General features: G+C 60.8%; 16 protein-coding genes. 9 read left to right on the top strand and 7 right to left on the bottom strand.

Annotation, left to right across the window (positions count from 1 at the left end; all coding sequences use genetic code 11):
• The 3 genes from QMB98_RS01755 to QMB98_RS01745 form a co-directional block, all read right to left on the bottom strand.
• The coding region (locus QMB98_RS01755) for a LemA family protein (protein ID WP_371683919.1) at nucleotides 1-610 on the bottom strand (610 nt) is incomplete at its 3' end.
• A 258-nt stretch (nucleotides 611-868) separates the two neighbouring features.
• Nucleotides 869-1,432, bottom strand: coding sequence for an orotate phosphoribosyltransferase (gene pyrE / locus QMB98_RS01750; protein WP_371683918.1), 564 nt, complete (start codon nucleotides 1,430-1,432; stop codon nucleotides 869-871).
• Between the two features lie 17 nt (nucleotides 1,433-1,449).
• Nucleotides 1,450-2,217: an SDR family NAD(P)-dependent oxidoreductase gene (locus tag QMB98_RS01745; protein WP_371683917.1), complete on the bottom strand. Its 768-nt coding sequence runs from the start codon at nucleotides 2,215-2,217 to the stop codon at nucleotides 1,450-1,452.
• A gap of 30 nt (nucleotides 2,218-2,247) precedes the next feature.
• On the opposite strand from QMB98_RS01745, the gene QMB98_RS01740 reads away from it, so the two are divergent.
• Together QMB98_RS01740 and QMB98_RS01735 are read left to right on the top strand one after the other, a co-directional pair.
• On the top strand, nucleotides 2,248-3,039 hold the full coding sequence (locus QMB98_RS01740; RefSeq protein ID WP_371683916.1) for an exodeoxyribonuclease III: 792 nt from the start codon (nucleotides 2,248-2,250) through the stop codon (nucleotides 3,037-3,039).
• 4 nt (nucleotides 3,040-3,043) lie between these two features.
• Nucleotides 3,044-3,352, top strand: coding sequence for a hypothetical protein (locus tag QMB98_RS01735; RefSeq protein ID WP_371683915.1), 309 nt, complete (start codon nucleotides 3,044-3,046; stop codon nucleotides 3,350-3,352).
• 235 nt (nucleotides 3,353-3,587) lie between these two features.
• Here QMB98_RS01735 and QMB98_RS01730 read toward each other — a convergent pair whose 3' ends face one another.
• The gene (locus QMB98_RS01730; protein ID WP_371683914.1) at nucleotides 3,588-4,355 is read right to left on the bottom strand and encodes a serine hydrolase domain-containing protein; all 768 of its coding nucleotides are present in this window, start codon (nucleotides 4,353-4,355) and stop codon (nucleotides 3,588-3,590) included.
• Between the two features lie 16 nt (nucleotides 4,356-4,371).
• Between QMB98_RS01730 and QMB98_RS01725 the strand changes: the two genes are divergently transcribed.
• Nucleotides 4,372-5,133, top strand: a complete 762-nt coding sequence (locus tag QMB98_RS01725) for an HAD-IIA family hydrolase (protein ID WP_371683913.1) — start codon at nucleotides 4,372-4,374, stop codon at nucleotides 5,131-5,133.
• Nucleotides 5,134-5,318: 185 nt separating this feature from the next.
• Complete coding sequence (locus QMB98_RS01720; protein ID WP_371683912.1) at nucleotides 5,319-5,765, top strand: ASCH domain-containing protein; 447 nt, start codon at nucleotides 5,319-5,321, stop codon at nucleotides 5,763-5,765.
• An 89-nt stretch (nucleotides 5,766-5,854) separates the two neighbouring features.
• On the opposite strand, the gene QMB98_RS01715 is transcribed toward QMB98_RS01720, so the two are convergent.
• A complete protein-coding gene (locus QMB98_RS01715; protein WP_371683911.1) occupies nucleotides 5,855-6,400 on the bottom strand; it encodes a dihydrofolate reductase family protein in 546 nt (181 codons plus the stop codon).
• A 96-nt stretch (nucleotides 6,401-6,496) separates the two neighbouring features.
• Between QMB98_RS01715 and QMB98_RS01710 the strand changes: the two genes are divergently transcribed.
• Together QMB98_RS01710 and QMB98_RS01705 are read left to right on the top strand one after the other, a co-directional pair.
• Complete coding sequence (locus QMB98_RS01710; RefSeq protein ID WP_371683910.1) at nucleotides 6,497-7,216, top strand: AzlC family ABC transporter permease; 720 nt, start codon at nucleotides 6,497-6,499, stop codon at nucleotides 7,214-7,216.
• Nucleotides 7,206-7,532, top strand: coding sequence for a branched-chain amino acid transporter permease (locus QMB98_RS01705; protein WP_371683909.1), 327 nt, complete (start codon nucleotides 7,206-7,208; stop codon nucleotides 7,530-7,532). Before QMB98_RS01710 ends, QMB98_RS01705 begins: the two co-directional genes overlap by 11 nt.
• 74 nt (nucleotides 7,533-7,606) lie before the next feature.
• On the opposite strand, the gene QMB98_RS01700 is transcribed toward QMB98_RS01705, so the two are convergent.
• A complete protein-coding gene (locus QMB98_RS01700; protein ID WP_371683908.1) occupies nucleotides 7,607-8,644 on the bottom strand; it encodes an LLM class flavin-dependent oxidoreductase in 1,038 nt (345 codons plus the stop codon).
• Between the two features lie 442 nt (nucleotides 8,645-9,086).
• Between QMB98_RS01700 and QMB98_RS01695 the strand changes: the two genes are divergently transcribed.
• The 3 genes from QMB98_RS01695 to QMB98_RS01685 all read left to right on the top strand — a co-directional run bounded on the left by QMB98_RS01695 (nucleotide 9,087) and on the right by QMB98_RS01685 (nucleotide 13,230).
• A complete protein-coding gene (locus QMB98_RS01695; RefSeq protein WP_371683907.1) occupies nucleotides 9,087-9,998 on the top strand; it encodes a methylenetetrahydrofolate reductase in 912 nt (303 codons plus the stop codon).
• A 123-nt stretch (nucleotides 9,999-10,121) separates the two neighbouring features.
• Complete coding sequence (gene metE / locus QMB98_RS01690) at nucleotides 10,122-12,434, top strand: 5-methyltetrahydropteroyltriglutamate--homocysteine S-methyltransferase (RefSeq protein ID WP_371683906.1); 2,313 nt, start codon at nucleotides 10,122-10,124, stop codon at nucleotides 12,432-12,434.
• A gap of 400 nt (nucleotides 12,435-12,834) precedes the next feature.
• Nucleotides 12,835-13,230 carry a DUF3887 domain-containing protein gene (locus tag QMB98_RS01685; RefSeq protein ID WP_371683904.1) on the top strand — a complete coding sequence of 132 codons (396 nt, stop codon included), beginning with the start codon at nucleotides 12,835-12,837 and terminating at the stop codon, nucleotides 13,228-13,230.
• Nucleotides 13,231-13,426: 196 nt separating this feature from the next.
• Here QMB98_RS01685 and clpB read toward each other — a convergent pair whose 3' ends face one another.
• Complete coding sequence (clpB, locus tag QMB98_RS01680) at nucleotides 13,427-16,039, bottom strand: ATP-dependent chaperone ClpB (protein WP_371683903.1); 2,613 nt, start codon at nucleotides 16,037-16,039, stop codon at nucleotides 13,427-13,429.
• Nucleotides 16,040-16,211 lie beyond the last annotated feature (172 nt).

The raw sequence follows: 16,211 nt of genomic DNA, 5'->3' as shown, positions 1-16,211 counted from the left end.
GCCAATCGGAGGTCTCGTACGTGCCGAGGCGACCATCCGAGGTGCGGAAAGAAACCTGGGGTGCCTGCCTGGCCACTTCGGGGATCTCGAAGAACTCTGCACGACGGAACTTGAACATGCTGGCAATGATGTTCGAGGGGAAGGACTCGATCTTGGAGTTGATGCCCGAGACGTTCGAGTTGTAGAATCTGCGACCGGCCGCGATGCGGTCCTCGGTGTTGGCAAGTTCCTTCTGAAGGTCACGGAAGGGGCCCGCGGCCTGAAGCTCGGGGTAGTTCTCAGCAACCGCGAACACGTTGCCGAGGGAGCGGGAGAGGTCACCTTCTCGCTGGCTACGCTCAGCAGCATCACCGGTCGATGCTTGAGCTCGGTTCCTCATCTGCGTGACCTCTTCGATTACGGCCTGCTCGTGAGCGGCGTAGCCCTTGACCGTTTCGACGAGGTTCGGGATCAGCTGGTAGCGGCGATGTAGTTCAACATCGATCTGCTTCCACGATTCCTGAACCTGGTTGCGGAGGCGAATGAGGGTGTTGTACGCGGAGATCGCCCAAAAAACAACGATGAGGATCAGTGCGACAACTACGATGAGCACAACCGTTCCTTGGCCCATGGTCTTCTCCTTGAAAGATTAGAAAGTAGGAAACGTCGGTTCCCTGCCTGCCAAGCATAACGTGACGAATCAGCCGTCTCGACACTTCCCGTGTGGGGATTGGTCACCATGCGAGCCGAACCAAAGCCCAAATGACTGCCAAAACGACCATTCATTGAACAGCCTGAATGATGGGAGATGACCGGTTGAATGACCGAAGGTCAGGCCTACTGTCGCAAGCCTGACCAACGTTCTCAGTGAGCGGTGCCTTCGGTACTTTTAGCGCAACTCGTCGATCGAGAGGGCGGCGAAGTATGGCACTCCCGCGGCCTCGATGCGTTCCTTGGCTCCGGTTTTGCGGTCAACAACGACTGCGACTGCTACCACGGAGGCTCCGGCCTCGCGGGCGGCTTCCAGTGCCTCGAGTGGGGATCCGCCCGTGGTGGAGGTGTCCTCAAGAATGACGACGGTACATCCCTCGATCGAGGGACCCTCGATCCGCTTCTTCATGCCGTGATCCTTGGCGGCCTTGCGAACCACGAAGGCGTCGATGTCGAGACCGCGGGAGGCGGCCGCGTGCAGGATTGCTGTGGCAACGGGATCCGCGCCCATGGTGAGGCCACCAACGGCGTCGATCTCACCGGCACCAAAGCCCTGCTCTTCCAGCATATCGAGCATGACGTGACCGATCAGGGGGGCCGCCTCGTGATGGAGGGTTGCCCTCCTCATATCAACGTAGTGGTCGGAAACATTCCCGGAAGCGAGGGTCACTTCGCCCTCGATGACGGAGAGTTCTCTGACGAGCTGGATGAGGCGCTGGCGTTGAGTATCGTTCGTTTTCACGGCACCAGTGTACGTTGCTACTCGAGCCCGGACCTGCCTGGACCAGCAACCTTCCGCACCAGCCATCTCGGCATGACCCGGATCGCGGCCGCGACACCCGTGTACTTGATCGATGGCGTGACGATGACCTGGCCGCAGCGAGCTGCATCGAGCGACTTGGCTACGACCCTGTGAACGGGGGTGAAGGCAAGCTCGGGCCACTGGCTCGAGTCCACATTGGTTCGCTCGTGGAACTCTGTGTGCACCAGTCCCGGGCACGCAACAGTCACTCCGACGCCGTGGGGCTTCAGGATCTCGGATAGTCCCTCCGAGAAGGTTCGCAACCACGCCTTGTGCGCTGAATAGGTTCCCTGCGCTGTCAAGGAGGTCATGGACGAGACATTAAGGATTGTGCCGTAGCCGCGACCGGCAAACTCCTGGGCCGCGTGGTGGCAGATGATGAGGATGGCGCGGGCCATGACATCAAGTGCCTCAAGCTCACGATCGAGGCTGCCGCCTAGGAACTGCTGCCCCAGCCCGAAGCCGGCGTTGTTGATCACGAGACCGATGGGGCGCTCCTTGTCGGCCACCCGCTGACCGACAGTGCGTGCGCCTTCTTCGGACGAGAGATCGGCCGAGAGGGTTTCGACCTGCTGTCCGGTGAAGTTCGTGATCTGCTCAGCCAAGGCATCGAGCCGCTCCCTATTGCGGGCCACGAGAACGATGTCGTTTCCCTCTCCCGCGAGCTGCCAGGCGAATTCCTTGCCGATGCCGGATGTTGCGCCGGTGATGAGTGCTGTTCCCATGCCATGAGCCTAGCTGGAATAATGGCTGACATGAGACTTGCTACGTGGAATGTGAACTCGATCCGTACTCGTTATGAACGAGTGATTGATTTCCTGGAACGCTCCGGCACCGATGTGCTCGCGATTCAGGAAACGAAGTGCAAGGAGGAGCAGTTCCCGTACGAGGTCTTTGAAAAGACCGGATACGAGGTTGCGGTCGCTGGCCTCAACCAGTGGAACGGAGTCGCCATTGCATCCCGCGTTGGTTTGGAGAACGTGAAGAAGTCCTTCGTGGGACAGCCCGCCTTCGCCAAACCCGACAAGGAACCTGTTGTGGAACCTCGCGCCATTGGCGCCACCTGCAACGGTGTCGAGGTCTGGAGCCTCTACGTTCCGAACGGTCGATCCAACACGGATCCGCACTACACCTACAAGCTCAACTTCCTGGCAGAGCTTGCCCTGCGGGGCAAGGAACGGCTCGCCAAGGATCCGGAAGCACAGATTGCTCTCGTGGGTGACTGGAACGTGGCGCCCCAGGACACGGATGTGTGGGACATCGAGGTGTTCAGGGATGAACTGTACGTGACCCAGCCCGAGCGTGACGCCATTCAGGCGATTGTCGATGCTGGGTTCACCGAGGTGACCCGCCAGTACGACACCCAGTACACGTTCTGGGATTACCAGCAACTTCGTTTCCCGAAAAACGAGGGCATGAAGATCGACTTCCACCACTACTCCCCCGCTCTCGCCAAGAGGGTTGCTACCGCATTCATCGATCGTGATGAGCGGAAGGGGAAGGGGAGTTCTGATCACGTACCCGTCATCGTTGACTTGCTAGATTAAACCCATGAGTTACGCACCCGGGAACCAGGGCCGATACCAGAACGCCAATCAGCCGGCCCACAATCCGTTCCAGCCTCACCCGGCATATCAACCGCCGCACACGGCTGGCCGTCTCGCTGGGATCCTCTCGATCGTGTTCTTTTGGACGGGATCGATCGGATGCGCACTCGGCTTTGTCTCGATCTCGCAGGCACGCCGCTCCAACGCTTCTGCCACCCTCGGCATCATCGGATTCGTTCTTGGCCTCGCCGTCTTCATCGGCCTCATCGCCTACGTGTTCTTCGGAGTCCTCGACGTTTGGGACATGCTCTAGCCGGCAACCACGAAGCTGGTAGCTACCATGCGGCCAACCTTCCACGCAGATGCGCCGCTCCCACAAGCAAAGGAATCCCCGGATCAGCCGATCCGGGGATTCTCATTCCTCTTTGCACGTTGCGTGGCAAGCGGGAAGCCGTCCAATCAATGCGAGAATGTCGTGGCTCTGGGGCTCACGTCCACCAAGGGCTCTGGGGCCCACGTCGGCCAAGGAGTGAGGCACCCTCTGGCGATTAGAAGTCCTCGCCCGCTCGCATCTTCCTCGTCAGCTCCGGCCACAACTCGATGTGTTTCTTTCCGAAGTTCTCATCTCCGAGGTAGACCCCCGCGAGCTGCACGTCGGGATCCACCCAAAGGAAGGAGCCGGATTGACCAAAGTGGCCGAAGGTTTTGGGAGAGAAAGTGTCGGACAGCCAGTGCGGATCCTTGTCTGCTCGAATCTCGAAGCCAAGACCCCAGGCATTGTTCTTCTGCCTGCCGTAGCCGGGGAGCACGCCGCTCAGTTCACCGAAGCTCACGGTCGTGGCCTCGTGGAAGAGCTCGTGAGAGACGAGAGTTGGGGCAAGGAGTTCCCTGCTGAAGGCTGCGAGATCCTCCGCGTTACCTTCTCCAGAGTGGGCTGGCGAGCCTTCGATGAGGATCGAGGAGAGCCCGAGGGGTTCGAGAACGGTTTCTTCGATCCATTCCTGGATGCTGGTGCCGACTTGTTCGGCAACATAGTCGCCGAGAACTTCGATGCCCTTGTTGGAATAAACCCTGCGGACACCGGGCTTGGAGAGGATCGCTCCCTCGTCCATCGGTAAGCCTGAGGCGTGTCCGAGAAGATGCCGGACGGTGGCTGGACCCGCTTCGTCGTCCAAAGACAGCAGATGACGGTCGACGGCAATGAGAGTTGCGTATGTTGCAAAGAGTTTCGTAACTGAAGCAAATGGGAAAATTTGCTCGATTTCGCCCCTCTTTTTTAGGACTTTGTCACTTGCACTTAGAATTACGGCGTCCACGTGCTAATTGTAGAACATGAGCTCTTGGCTAATTGATATGGATGGCGTCCTCGTACACGAGGGCCTGGCGCTGAACGGCGCTAGGGAATTCCTCGATCTCCTTGACGAAAAGGGCATTCCCCACCTGATCCTGACAAACAACTCGATCTTCACGCCACGCGACCTTGCCGCCCGACTGGCCACTTCGGGCATTGAGGTTGACGAGTCCCGCATCTGGACGTCGGCACTCGCAACTGCACGTTTTCTCGCGACCCAGTCGGATTCACGCCGAGCATACGTTGTTGGAGAGGCAGGTCTGACGACCGCCCTCTACGAAGAAAACTTCATCATGACCACCGCCAACCCTGACTTTGTCATCCTTGGCGAGACCCGCACTTACTCGTTCGAGGCAATCACGACCGCTATTCGCCTCATCCAGAACGGCGCCCGCTTCATCGCAACCAACCCGGATGCCACCGGTCCCTCCGCTGAGGGCGACCTCCCCGCAACCGGTGCTGTCGCAGCGATGATCGAGACCGCTACTGGTCGCAAGCCTTTCTTCCTTGGAAAGCCGAACCCGATCATGCTCCGCCACGGCCTCAACCGTATCGGCGCCCACTCGGAAGACACCTCGATCGTTGGTGACCGCATGGACACCGACATCCTCGCTGGTATCGAGGCTGGTCTCACGACCCACCTCGTCCTCACCGGCTCAACGAAGCGCGAAGATATCGTCAAGCACCCCTTCCGCCCCGATCACGTTCACAAGTCCATCGCGGACGTCATCGAATTCGTCTAAGCAGACCGTCGTTCAGTAAGAACGAATGGAATGGAATGAGCGCCGAGAGGCGCTCATTTCTTTTGTCTCAGTTGTCTCGTGTCTCAGTTCCCTCGATCTCGGTGTCTCTCTTTGATTCCAGTGCCCCTTGCCGGTCTGTGGCTGTGCTTTTCTCGCGTGCCAGGCAGTCGACCTACACTTCCATTATGAGCATCGATAAGTTCTGGGATCAGGCCCGCAAGCTCCTTCCTCACCTCCCCCAGGAGGCCCCGGAGGAGTGGTCATTCGGCGCAACCCCGGAGCATGCGAACGAACTTCTGGGTCTGGTCTTGGACGGCGTCAAGACCGGCACGGCATCCCTCCTCGGGGAGTACGAGTCCGGCGATGAACTTCCCGCAGCGGGCGACCTCAGCATCATTCTTGACGGGGTTGAGAAACCCATAGCGATCATCGAGACCACCTCGGTCACGATCGTGCCTTTCGACGAGGTCACCGAGGATCATGCCCACTCCGAGGGCGAGGGAGATCGCACGCTCGCTTCGTGGCGGGAGATTCACCAGCGGTTTTGGCGCACCCACACCGATGTCGAGTTCACCGAATCCTCACCAGTGGTGTGCGAACGGTTCCGGCTGATTTATCCAGTTTCGAATTAGTCACGAACGCCTCTCATGTGGACTGCCGTTCCGCGAGCGCGATGATTTCTATAAGAGTCTGCGACTCCTTCATTTGGAGTTCTGGTCAACTACTTGGAGCCTTGGCCAATCGTTCCGGGCTTGACGACTCGGTAGCGTGTGCAGACAAAGTGCCGGTTGCGTGCCACGTCGACGAGTTCGAGATCCACGGCGACCGGCAGGAGGGGTTTTCCGGAACCGAGAGTGACGGGGGCGAACTGAACCCAGACCTCATCAAGTAGGCCGGCCCGGGCATACTCACCAGCAAGGCCGCCTCCACCAACGATCCACACGCCCTGGCCCTGTGCGGCGCCGACGGCCTGCTCGTGTGCGAGGCCCGCGTCCTGACTGAAGCGAACGTCGGATCCCTCGGGTGTGCCGAGTTCTCGGTGGGTGAGGACCCAGGTTGGTTGCTCGTACGTCCACTCCCCGCCGTTCTCGAGGAGCCATTCGTACGTGTTGGCGCCCATGATCAACGCACCAATCTTCTCGACGAAGGCGGGGTACGCCATCGGCCCTTCCTCGTCGAAGTCCTGCTTGAACAGCCACTCGAGAGAGTCCTCCTCGGTTGCGATGAAGCCATCGAGGCTGGAGGCCGTGTAAAAGTACGTTGTCATGCCGTTCAGCGTAGGAACCCTGTAGCTCAGCTGTCTAGTGTCTAGTACGTAATACTTGCCAGCCTACTTCTCTGCTCGGGTCTAGACTCGATGGCGATGTCGAATGAGATTGGAACGAACAAGTCGGTGGAGCAGGTTTCCCGGCGGAGCGAGATCACAACCGGGATCAGGTTGTCCTTCGCGGCGGGGCTCGGTCTCTTCCCGTTAGGGATCGCCTTTGGTTTACTGGTCATTCAGGCTGGCCTGCCCTGGTGGATTGCTCCCGCTCTTTCGATCTTTGGTTACGCGGGTTCCCTCGAGCTACTTCTGGTTGGCATGATTGCGTCCGCAACCCCTCTCGCAACCATCGCTGTGACGACTCTGCTCGTGAACTTCCGTCACGTGTTCTACGCCTTCTCGTTCCCGCTCAAGGCCGTGAAGAACCCGGTCGCTCGGACCTACTCGATGTATGCGCTGACCGATGAGGCATTTGCCGTGACCGCGGCACATCCACACGGGTGGACATCGTGGCGGCTGATCTCCCTCCAGATCGCGCTCCAGAGCTACTGGGTGCTTGGCGGTCTGGCCGGAGTTGGCATCGGCAGCCTCCTGCCGGAGCCGATCGAGGGACTCGAGTTCGCGCTGTGCGCGCTGTTCATCACCCTGGCGCTCGACGCTGCGAAGACAAAGAAGGAGGTCCCCTCGGTTATCCTCGGGGCGGCCAGCTACTCCTTCGCGATCATCGCGGCACCCGACCAGGCACTGTTCCTTGGCATGCTGATCTTCGTCCTCACCCTGGTTGTTCGGTATCTGTGTGGGAGGAATCGTGACAAGTGATCCGACCTATCTCGTGGCCGTTCTCGCCACGATCTTCGTCATCAACTTCTCCTTAAGGGCCCTGCCGTTCGCGATTCTCAAGCCTCTTCGGGAATCTGAGGTCGTGGCGGTCATGGCTGGGTGGATGCCAGCCGGAATCCTCACCATCCTTGCCGCCAGCACCTTCCTCGATTCCACGGGATCCGACGGAACACGACTCCTTCAGGCGGGAGCCGCCACGGCCGTTACCATCCTCGTTCACCTGCTCGGTGGCAGGAGAACGCTCCTGAGCGTGGGAGCGGGCACCCTCACCTACGTTCTGCTCGTCAACCTTTAGGGTGGACATGCGTAGAGCCGCACGTCATGTGCGGCTCTACTTTGCTATTCGCCTGTTCCGATCGCGTTGTCGGACTAGTCGATGTCGCTGGAGTTCAACCGCTCACCATCACCCTGTGCTTCTGGCTTCTCACGCCACCCGAGACCGGGTGCCACGTGGGTGAGGATGGATTCGATGATGTGGGCGTTGTAGTCCACGCCAAGCTGGGTCGGGACGGTCAGCAGCAGAGTGTCCGCGGCCTGGATGGCCTCGTCCCCAGCCAACTGCTCGATCAGGGCGTCCGGCTCATCGATGTAGGATCTGCCGAACACGGACCTTGTTGAGTCGATGTATCCGAACTGGTCATTCCGCTCACTACCCCCGAGGAAGTACTCCCGGTCCTTGTCGGTTGTCAGGGCAAAGATGGAACGAGAAACGGAAACCCTGGGTTCGAAACCGTGGTCATGCTTGGCCCACTCGGTGCGGAACTCTTCGATCTGCTTGCGCTGCTGAACGTGGAAGAGTTCGCCGGACTCGTCGTCCTTGAGTGTGGAGGACATGAGGTTCATCCCCTCCTGCGCCGCCCACCGCGCTGTCGCATCGGATCCCGCACCCCACCAGATCCTCTGGCGGAGCCCCTTCGAAAAGGGCTCGACGCGGAGCAGGCCGGGAGGGTTCGGCACCATGGGCCTCGGGTTGGGTTCAGCGAACTTCAGTCCGTCAATTACTTCCATGGCAACGGCCGTGTGACGGCGCGCCATGTCGGCATCGGTTTCGCCTTCGGCGGGCTGGAAACCAAAGTACTTCCACCCATCGATCACCTGCTCCGGTGAACCACGGGAAATTCCAAGTTGAAGACGGCCCTCGGAGATCAGGTCGACCGCACCAGCATCCTCCGCAAACTGCAGAGGGTTTGTGTACCTCATGTCGATGACACCGGTACCGATCTCGATCGTGGAGGTCTTGGCTCCAATCGCCGCGAGAAGCGGGAAGGGAGAGCCGAGCTGCTGAGCGAAGTGATGAACACGGAAGTACGCACCGTCCGCACCGAGTTCTTCCGCCGCCACGGCAAGGTCAATGCTCTGGAGCAGGGAGTCACCTCCCGTGCGCGTGGCCGACGTCGGATGGTTCATCCAATGACCGAAGGATAGGAATCCAATCTTTTTCACCATGCTGCCGACAACGCAGGGCAACACCACTCCATTCCCGCGACCTTTTTGCCCTGGTAAATCACCATTCTCCCCAGTCCTTCGTTCTCAATATCCGGGCATGTGTATCACCATATGGATTGAGTTTTAGATCTGGGACTCGTCCGCCAAGATGGTGACCATGAACCGTACCGCACTGACGAAGATGGCCCGCCCTGCCGGGGATTTTCGCATGCGAATGTGCAGGTAAGAGATTTCGGTTGACATCGAGGCTTCGGGCCCGTGTCACGCAGCGTGGTAGCTCCCCGTCCGCAACGGCGCAGACTACAAGCTTGGCTCAGGCCTTATGCGGGGCAAGCTACCAAAACCAGAACAGGGCACTCCTATGTCTTCACCACTCAATACCCCACTCATATCCTTTGAGCTGATGCCACCCAGGCGACCGGACAATGCTCCGAAGTTCTGGGGCACCGTCGATCGGCTCATGGAGTTCCGTCCCGACTTCGTGTCGGTCACGTACGGAGCGGGCGGCAAGAACGCGAGCACCTCGTTTGAGGTCGTCACGAGGCTGGTTCGCGACACCGTGGTCCAGCCCGTCGCCCACTTCACCTGCGTGGGAAGTTCTCGGGACTCGATCGAGACCTCCCTCAACAACTACCTGAACGCTGGCGTACGCACGTTCCTCGCACTTCGCGGAGATCCGCCGGTCGACGATCCGGATTGGGAGCCCTCACCCGATAGCCTCCAGTCCGCCGTTGAACTCGTCACCACGATTCGTGAGCTCGAGGCCGAGGCCTGCAAGTGCTCCCCCGGCGCGGCCCTCCGCAACGCCTTTAAGCCGCTCACGATCGCGGTCGCGACTTTCGCCAACGGGAATCCCGATGCTGGCACCTCGGTCGACGATGAGGTGAACCGCCTCCTGGTCAAGCAGGCAGCGGGAGCCAACTTCGCGATCACGCAGATGATATGGACGGTGGAGAGCTACACGACGTTCGTCACGAAGGCCCGCCGGGCCGGCGTGCACATCCCGATCGTCCCCGGCATCATCCCCGCCGTCGAGTCCCGCAGGCTCCACCGCTCCGCGGAGCTCACCGGTATCACGCCGCCGGCCGAGTTGATCGAGGCCATGGAAGCCGCGGAGGCGCGCAATCCCGATGTCGAACTCGTGGGTTCGGAGGCTTACAACATCGGCATCGAGTTCGCGTCGAACCTCGCGAGGGACGTGCTTGAGGCCGGTGCCCCGGGGATTCACCTCTACACCTTCAACCGGGCCGAGCCGTCGCTCGACGTGCTCGACTCTCTCGGTATCACCCAGCAAAGGAACTCCGCACAGTTTTGACCGCCGCGACGGCAAGCACAAGAAAAGTTCCAACGAGCCACGCAGTTCCCCAAGCCACCACCCACTCCCTGTCCACAAGTTTTCACCAATACCTGTTAAGTACACGCACTAAAGGAAGTACACATGTCACTGAAGTCCACCATCCTTGGTTACCCCCGAGTCGGCCGCAAGCGCGAGGTGAAGAAGGCCGTTGAACGCTTCTGGGCCGGCCGCCTCACCGAGGCGGAGCTGGGTGAGGCAGTTGTTGCCCTCCGCAAGGAGAACCTCGCACGCCTTGCCGAGCTCGGTCTTGGCGATGGATCCGCGATTCCGGAGAACTCCTCCCTCTACGACCAGGTTCTCGACATCACCTACCTGCTTGGTGCCGCACCCGAGCGCTTCCGCAGCAAGTCGGGCCTCGATCTCTACTTCTCTCTCGCCCGTGGCGACGCCGAGGCGGCTCCGCAAGAGATGACGAAGTGGTTCGACACGAACTACCACTACCTCGTTCCCGAGATCGGTGCAGACACCCCAATTTCCCTTGCCAACAAGGACAACGTAGAGCGCTACCTCGAGGCCAAGTCGTGGGGTTACGACACCCGCCCCGTCCTCGTTGGTCCCGTCACCTACCTGGCACTCGCGAAGGGCGAGGGCGACTTCACTCCCCTTGATCGCCTCGGCGACGTTGTGGCCGTGTACGAGCAGCTGCTCGCCGAGTTCAAGGCTGCCGGGGCCGAGTGGGTTGAGTTCGATGAGCCCGCCGTCGTTTCCGACAACCTCCCGTCTGACCGCGACGAGATCATTGCCCTCGTGGAACAGACCTGGACCCGCCTCGCCAAGGCAGGAGACCGCCCGAACGTTCTTCTTGCCGCACCCTACGGCGATTCGGCACGCGCCTTCCCGGCACTCGTGCGCACCGGAGTCGAGGCCATCGGCATCGACCTCGATCGCGGCACCCTGCCGACCGCGGAATCCCTCCAGGCAGCGGGACTGTCGGAGGCCGATCTCGAGGGTAAGATCCTCGTGGCTGGCGTGGTTGATGGTCGGAACATTTGGCGCACCGATCTCGCCAAGGCCAAGGACATCCTCGAGGAGGCCCGCACGCTTGGTGCGACCGTCGTTGTCGGCACCTCGACCTCCCTCCAGCACGTTCCCCACGACACCGGCCTGGAGCAGTGGGACGATCCGGTACTCAACGAGAACCTTCACGAGTGGCTTGCGTTCGCTGACCAGAAGGTCGAAGAGGTCGTCGTTCTCGATCGCGGCCTGAACGAGGGTTGGGACTCGGTTGCCGACGAGCTGGCAGCCTCCACCGCAGCCTTCGAGAAGCGCGCAGCAGCCGCGGGCGTGGCAGTACCCGAGGTGCGTTCCCGCGTCTCGGCACTGACCGAGGCCGACCGCAACCGCGAGGACTACGCGGTGCGCGAGGCGGCTCAGGCAGAGCGGCTGAACCTGCCCCCGCTCCCGACCACCACGATCGGTTCCTTCCCCCAGACCCCCGAGATTCGTTCTGCACGCGCCGATCACGCTGCTGGCAGGATCGATGACGCGGCTTACGAAGGCCGCATGAAGGAGGAGATCGAGCAAGTCATCCGCCTCCAGGAGGATCTCGACATCGACGTTCTCGTTCACGGCGAGGCAGAGCGCAACGACATGGTTCAGTACTTCGCTGAGCTCCTCGACGGCTTCGCCGTCACCAAGCACGGCTGGGTCCAGTCCTACGGTTCACGGTGCACGCGTCCGTCGATCCTCTGGGGTGACGTCGCCAAGTCCAGTGACATCACGGTCCCCTGGTGGTCCTACTCGCAGTCGCTGACCGACCGCCCCGTCAAGGGCATGCTGACCGGCCCCGTCACGATCATCGCGTGGTCGTTTGTTCGCAAGGACATCCCGCTGTCCGAGGTTGCCGACCAGATCGCTCTCGCGCTACGCGACGAGGTTGGCGAGCTCGAGGAAGCCGGAGCCGCCGTTATCCAGGTCGACGAGCCCGCACTCCGCGAGCTCCTCCCCCTCGAGTCCTCCAAGCACGCTGACTACCTCGCGTGGTCGGTTGGCTCCTTCAAGGCCGCCACCGCCGGCGTTCGCCCCGACACCCAGATCCACACCCACCTGTGCTACTCCGAGTTCGGCCAGATCATCGACGCCATCGCAGGCCTCGACGCCGACGTGACCTCGATCGAGGCCGCCCGTAGCGCCATGGAGGTGCTACCGGATCTGCGTGACCACGGCTTCTCCCACGGCGTCGGCCCCGGCGTGTGGGACATCCACTCCCCCCGCGTGCCCTCCACGGAAGAAGTCGCTGGCCTGCTCGATCTCGCCGTCGACTCGGTCGATCCCAAGATCCTGTGGGTCAACCCCGACTGCGGTCTCAAGACCCGCCGCAACGAGGAAACCATTGCCTCCCACACGAACCTGGTCGAGGCAACCAAGCAGGTTCGTGAGCACCTGGGCAAGTAGGAGCTGACCCAAGCTAAGTAACAACCCCAAACGAAACCACGGGAGTGAGCGATCACCATCGCTCACTCCCGTTTTCGTGTCCTGTCAAAGAGGTGCACCTCCCACACGCAATACCACCCAACCTGTCAACCAAACGGAATGATTTCTGGCAACCAAACGGAACATTCACTGTCAACCAACTGTTGACACCTCTGTCAACCTTTGGTTGACTTGGGTCATGGACAGGATACGACGAGCGCAGGAGGCCATCGAGGCCGCCCACCAGGAACTGCAGGACGCGGTACTGGAAAGTCGCGCCGAGGGTGCGACATGGGCGGAGATTGGAGAGACTCTCGGAATGTCTCGCCAGGCTGCGTTCAAACGATTTGGAAAACCGACCGATCCAACAACGGGAGAGAAAATGACTCAACGAAACACAGCGGACCTGCCGGCACTGACAGAAAAGTTCTTCACCCACGTTGCGAATGGAGAGGAGGAGCTTGTCATGGGCATGATGCACCCGCGGGTGCGCAAGGAACTCCCCTGGGAGAGCATTGTCGACGTGTGGAAGCAGGTCCTTCAGGAGGCCGGCGAGCTCGAAGGATTCGACAACACGTTCGTGACAACCCCGAAGGGCATGAAGCCCGAGTCCAGCCTTCTCGGAAAGGCCATGGGCAAGATTATGGGCACGGTCGTTGTCGTCACCACCATCAAGCTCGAGGCCGGCGAGATCATGGGCCGCCTCGCATTTGACAACGACGATGCCATCGTCGGCATTCTCTACGTCCCAGTCGACGAAACCCAGGTCGCCTTCTAGAAGCAGACCATAAAAGCAACCACCCGAGGAAACAATGAAGTGGCGGACTCTGTCGAGTCCGCCACTTGCCTTTATCTTCCGCTGTCTGAGTTACCTCGCAGCCACCTACTAACCGGCCGCGGCGCGCGGTTCAGCCTCTGCCTAGCCGATCGCGAGAGCGACGGTCAGCACCTTGTCCAGCAACCCAGCTTCTTGCTCAGAGGCCGGCCTCCACGGTCAGCTTCATGCCGCCTGCGCCAACACCGTCCGGGGCATCCACGGTGACGGTGTCACCATCGTTGACCTCTCCGGCCAGGATCTGCTTCGCAAGAGCGTCGCCAATCTCGCGCTGAATGAGGCGGCGGAGCGGGCGCGCACCGTAGGCAGGGTCGTAGCCCTCCATGGCCAGGTAGTCGCGTCCGCTCGGGGTGACCTCGAGGGTGATGCGACGGGCCTGAAGCCTATCGGCCAGCTGCTGCACCTGGAGTTCGACGATCGAGGAGATCTCGTCCATGCCCAGCGGTTGGAAGTGGACGATGGCGTCGAGGCGGTTAAGGAACTCGGGCTTGAAGGCGGCCTGGACTGCCTGGTTGATCAGTTCCTCGCGCTCCTTCTCGCCCAGGGTTGGGTCGACCTGGTACTGGGAACCAAGGTTCGACGTGAGGATGAGGATCGTGTTGCGGAAATCAACCGTACGACCCTGACCATCCGTCAAGCGACCGTCGTCGAGTACCTGAAGGAGGATGTCGAACACCTCGGGGTGCGCCTTCTCGACTTCGTCGAGCAGAACCACCGCGTAGGGGCGCCTGCGAACAGCTTCGGTGAGCTGACCACCCTCTTCGTAGCCAACGTATCCGGGAGGGGCACCAACGAGACGTGCCACGGAGTGCTTCTCCGAGTACTCGGACATGTCGATCCTGACGATTGCCCTCTCGTCGTCAAACAGGAAGTCCGCGAGAGACTTCGCGAGCTCCGTCTTGCCGACACCGGTAGGACCAAGGAACAGGAAGGAACCGGTGGGTCGGTTCGGATCGGCAATGCCGGCACGAGAGCGGCGAACGGCATCGGAGACAACCTGAACGGCCTCCTTCTGACCGATGAGCCGCTTGCCGATCACGTCTTCCATGTCGAGTAGCTTCTCCGTCTCGGTCGCCATGAGGCGACCGACGGGGATCCCGGTCCAGGAGGCAACAACCTGCGCCACCTCATCGGCGTCCACGCGGTCCGCGATCATCGGCTCGAGATCATCGAGACTATCCTCGGCGGCCTCACCCTCAGCGATCTGACGTTCCACCTCGGGGATGTCACCGTTCTGAATACGACCAGCATCCTCGTACCGTCCTTCACGGATGGCGCGTTCGAGTTCGGTGCGGAGCTCATCGAGCTTCACGCGGAGGTCGCCAACAAGGTTTCGTCCCGCCTTTTCCCGTTCCCACCGTGCGTTGAGTCCGGCGAGTTCCTCGGAGCGATCAGCAAGTTCGGCACGGATCTTCTCGAGGCGTTCAGCCCCGGCGTCGCCTTCACCCTCACCATCGGTGTCAACGAGGTACGACTCCTCCATTTTCAACCGGTCGACTTGACGCTGGAGTGTGTCGATCTCCTCAGGGGAGGAGTCAAGCTCCATGCGCAGGCGGCTTGCCGCCTCATCGACAAGGTCAATGGCCTTGTCGGGAAGCTGGCGGCCAGAGATGTAGCGGTCCGACAGTTCCGCCGCGGCCACGAGGGCACCATCGGAGATGGTCACCTTGTGGTGAGCCTCGTACTTCGGGGCGATGCCACGCAGGATCGCCACGGTGTCCTCCACGGAGGGTTCACCGACGTACACCTGCTGAAACCTACGCTCCAGGGCAGCATCCTTCTCGATGTTCTCGCGGTACTCGTCGAGTGTGGTGGCGCCAACGAGACGAAGCTCGCCGCGGGCCAGCATGGGCTTGAGCATGTTGCCCGCGTCCATCGCACCCTCGCTACCGCCACCGGCACCGACGACCGTGTGCAACTCATCGATGAAGGTCACGATCTCACCATCGGAGTCCTTGATTTCCTGAAGCACTGCCTTCAGGCGTTCCTCGAACTCGCCACGGTACTTAGCGCCGGCAACCATGCCGGCAATATCGAGCGAGATGAGTCGCTTGCCGCGCAGGGATTCCGGAACGTCGCCGTCAACGATTCGCTGAGCAAGACCCTCAACAACAGCCGTCTTACCGACGCCAGGTTCACCAATGAGAACCGGATTGTTCTTGGTACGGCGAGACAGCACCTGGATGACGCGCCTAATCTCGGAGTCACGGCCAATGACCGGGTCAAGCTTGCCTTCGCGAGCCACCTGGGTCAGATCGGTTCCGTACTTCTCAAGAGCCTCAAAGGTTCCCTCCGGGTCGGGGGAATCAACCTTGCGGTTGCCACGCACCTGACCGAGAACGGCCTGGATCTGGTCCCTCGTCACCGAGGCGGCCTTGAGGATCTCGCCGGCACTGGACTGCGATGCGGCGAGCGCCATGAGCAGATGCTCGGTCGAGATGTACGAATCACCGAGAGCGGTCGCTTCCTTACCAGCGTCCGACAGCACGAGGCTGAACGGGCGAGACGTGGCGGGCTGCGAGACCGACGATCCCTGAGCACCCGGCAGCGCCGTCAGTGCCGCCTGGGCGCGGCTCGCCAGAGCACTCTGATCCGCCCCAATGGCGTCGAGAATGCCCACGGCAATTCCTTCGCGCTGTTCGAGCAGCGCGGCAAGCAAATGAATCGGCTCGAGCTGGGGATTCCCAGCCCTCATCGCCTTCTCAAGCGCAGCGGATATGGCCTCCTGCGACTTGGTTGTCAACTTGTCCATAAACTCTCCTTCAATAACTTCTACCTGAATACTAGAACGCAAATTTCTTTGAGTCTATTTCGCTCAAGTTTAAGGACTTCCAGGAGCAAAGGATTGAGCCTCGAGAGCTGAATCCGGCACCGTCGAAACTCCCGAGTTCGCGCAGAAAACCGCTACTCCACAGGGAATCAGA

This window comes from Flaviflexus sp. (assembly GCF_041440645.1).
Lineage (GTDB): Bacteria > Actinomycetota > Actinomycetes > Actinomycetales > Actinomycetaceae > Flaviflexus.
This window is presented reverse-complemented; position numbering and strand designations above follow the sequence as displayed.

What these genes read in the sequence shown, in the direction of transcription:
- QMB98_RS01745 (WP_371683917.1), bottom strand. Translation starts at nt 2,217, where the DNA reads ATGGGAACAGCACTCATCACCGGCGCAACATCCGGCATCGGCAAGGAA.
- metE (WP_371683906.1), top strand. Translation starts at nt 10,122, where the DNA reads ATGTCACTGAAGTCCACCATCCTTGGTTACCCCCGAGTCGGCCGCAAG.
- QMB98_RS01720 (WP_371683912.1), top strand. Translation starts at nt 5,319, where the DNA reads ATGAGCATCGATAAGTTCTGGGATCAGGCCCGCAAGCTCCTTCCTCAC.
- QMB98_RS01715 (WP_371683911.1), bottom strand. Translation starts at nt 6,400, where the DNA reads ATGACAACGTACTTTTACACGGCCTCCAGCCTCGATGGCTTCATCGCA.
- QMB98_RS01700 (WP_371683908.1), bottom strand. Translation starts at nt 8,644, where the DNA reads ATGAACCATCCGACGTCGGCCACGCGCACGGGAGGTGACTCCCTGCTC.
- QMB98_RS01725 (WP_371683913.1), top strand. Translation starts at nt 4,372, where the DNA reads ATGAGCTCTTGGCTAATTGATATGGATGGCGTCCTCGTACACGAGGGC.
- clpB (WP_371683903.1), bottom strand. Translation starts at nt 16,039, where the DNA reads ATGGACAAGTTGACAACCAAGTCGCAGGAGGCCATATCCGCTGCGCTT.
- QMB98_RS01735 (WP_371683915.1), top strand. Translation starts at nt 3,044, where the DNA reads ATGAGTTACGCACCCGGGAACCAGGGCCGATACCAGAACGCCAATCAG.
- QMB98_RS01685 (WP_371683904.1), top strand. Translation starts at nt 12,835, where the DNA reads ATGACTCAACGAAACACAGCGGACCTGCCGGCACTGACAGAAAAGTTC.
- QMB98_RS01710 (WP_371683910.1), top strand. Translation starts at nt 6,497, where the DNA reads ATGTCGAATGAGATTGGAACGAACAAGTCGGTGGAGCAGGTTTCCCGG.
- QMB98_RS01740 (WP_371683916.1), top strand. Translation starts at nt 2,248, where the DNA reads ATGAGACTTGCTACGTGGAATGTGAACTCGATCCGTACTCGTTATGAA.
- QMB98_RS01695 (WP_371683907.1), top strand. Translation starts at nt 9,087, where the DNA reads ATGCCACCCAGGCGACCGGACAATGCTCCGAAGTTCTGGGGCACCGTC.